The organism is bacterium (assembly GCA_040753085.1).
Classification (GTDB): domain Bacteria; phylum UBA9089; class JASEGY01; order JASEGY01; family JASEGY01; genus JASEGY01.
Window position 1 is genome coordinate 1 of the sequence record JBFMHI010000234.1, and the last position, 2343, is coordinate 2343.

At 46.1% G+C, this 2343-nt stretch carries 2 protein-coding genes; one reads left to right on the top strand and one right to left on the bottom strand.

The annotated features are described in order from the left end of the window. Window positions 1–440: 440 nt before the first annotated feature. The gene (locus tag AB1797_13930) at window positions 441–728 is read left to right on the top strand and encodes a cell division protein ZapA (GenBank protein MEW5768686.1); all 288 of its coding nucleotides are present in this window, start codon (window positions 441–443) and stop codon (window positions 726–728) included. A gap of 47 nt (window positions 729–775) precedes the next feature. Here AB1797_13930 and larA read toward each other — a convergent pair whose 3' ends face one another. After that, entirely contained in the window at window positions 776–2137 is a 1362-nt protein-coding gene (gene larA, locus AB1797_13935; GenBank protein MEW5768687.1) for a nickel-dependent lactate racemase, read from the bottom strand. Window positions 2138–2343: the final 206 nt, after the last annotated feature.

Sequence of the window (2343 nt, forward strand, 5' to 3'; positions counted from 1 at the left end):
TAACCCCTCCCATCAAGGGAGGGGAAGCTCTTATGCCGACGCTGTCAGGACAAAAGGAGATGAAACTTAACCCATAGCACTATAATCTGTAATGAGCTTACTTTTTTAACTTGATTTTGAGTAGATATGTATGGCGTTACCAGATAAAAGCCTGCTTTTACTTACTCCGAAATCGCAGGCTCGCTACCGCACTCTATAGATATGTAGGGGCGAATAATTATTCGCCCCTACATATAACCGCACAGCTCGAAATTATCTCTTGACTTTTTGCTTTTTAGTTCATATAATTACCTGTAGGCTATTTAAAATTCGACGCTTTCAGCGTCAGTAATCTACATCTAACCGTACAGGTCGATTTGTTTTATAATTCTTCGTGCTCTTCGTGTTCTTCGTGGTTTTTAAAAGATGTGGGTAAGGATAAGATGAGAAGGAGGGGAGGCATGCTCGACAACAAGAAACATCGAACCGAGGTGGAGATATTTGGACAGACCTATACTATCAAAGGAGATGAGGAGCCGGACTATGTTCGCCAATTGGCTAACTACGTAGATCAAGAAATGAGAAATATTACTCAAAAGACGAACACCACCTCCACCGGTAAGGTGGCCGTTCTGGTAGCCTTGAATATTGCAGACGAACTTTTTAAAACAAGAAGATTAATTAACGAAAAAGTCGCTTCCTTAACCGAGCGGATAGGTGCGCAATTCAAAGATAATGAGTCGGCCTAAGAGCCTATCCCCCAACCGATCCGAGATAGGCTCTAAGTAGATAGCCGTCAGCGGGCCGTGGAAAGTTTAGGAAAAGTAGTCGAACCTTCGGGTATAATATAGACCGTGGGAGATGGGCCCAGTATTTGAGAGGCGGTCTTAAGAGCTGCCTCTATATTGTCTGCCGGGATAAAACCCATCTTCTTAGGGACCTCTGGAGGAAGCCCTTTGGAGATAAGAATAATTCTTACTTTACTGGCCTTCAGGAAGTTGGCATAGACATTATGCCCGACCACTTCAAAGTTTTCACGAAGCCTGTCTTCAATTCGCTCCAGAGAACCCAGCTTCAGCCAATCCATAAATCGCGGATGTCCTACCCCTTCCCGGCATTCGGCCAGGAGGATGACCACCCCACCTTCTCTCACCGCCCAATACGCGTTATCCAGGGCCTTGTGGGCCTGGAAATAACTGATGTCTTTCGGATACCCTCCGGCGCTGGTAATAGCCAGATCAGCCTTAGTAAAAATAGGGCAGCCAAAAATAGCCTCTACCGCCCGACACCCTGCCTCGTGGGATTCAATAAAATCTCCGCTAAAGATGCCGATCACTTCGCCGTGGCCATCTAAAATAAGATTTAGCAGAAAATCCGGGTTAAGCATACGGGCTATCTCGACCATATCCTCATGGACCGGATTCCCTTTAAGTTTACCGGTAGTGGTCATTGGGTTTTTACCCCCTTCCGGATTAAGGACAAGACGGTGATTATCCTGAATGGTGGTAAAGCCGGCCACGCCGGGCAGGACACTCTTTCTTCCGCCACTAAAACCGGCATAATAATGATAACCAATCAGTCCAGTCAGGATAACCCTGTCCGCCTCTACCACCCGTCGATTCAGGGAAACCCTGGTGCCCCGTGAGGTTGTTCCCAGATAAACCACCTCCCCGCGGCAGTCGTGGTCATAAACTCTTACCCTTCCGTAGGCCTCACCCATAAGTCTTTGGTGTTCTTCTTTGGTGTGAGTCCGATGAGTGCCTGTAGCAAAGACAATAAAGGTATCTTCATTTCTGACCCCCATCCGGTTGAGTTCATCAAGCAAAACCGGGATAAAAACCTCGCTTTTTGATTTCCGGGTGATGTCAGAGACAATAATAGCCACCTTTGGATTTCGGATTTCGGATTGCATAATTTCTGACAGGGGCGGTGAATAACGGGGATGTTTCAGGGCCTCAAGCAAGGAAGCTCTAAGATTAGTAATCCGCCCTCCGCTATCCCGGGTACCCACGAAGTGGGTGCGAAATCCATTCTCCCCCCCTTGGGGGACAATTTCACCCAGCACCGTAAAGGTTTCTGGCAAGGTAAATCTTACGGATTCTGTGCCATAAGGAAGGGTAAATTCGTATTTCACTTTAACATTCCCGTATCTACTCAAAATCAAGTTAAAAAAGTAAGCTCATTACAGATTATAGTGCTATGGGTTAAGTTTCATCTCCTTTTGTCCTGACAGCGTCGGCATAAGAGCTTCCCCTCCCTTGATGGGAGGGGTTAGGGGAGGGTGAAATAAACAACCCTCTCTTATTGTTGCTAATACCCCATCTATATTTCTTAATATAAGGTTTTTAGCAAGAGTAATAATAT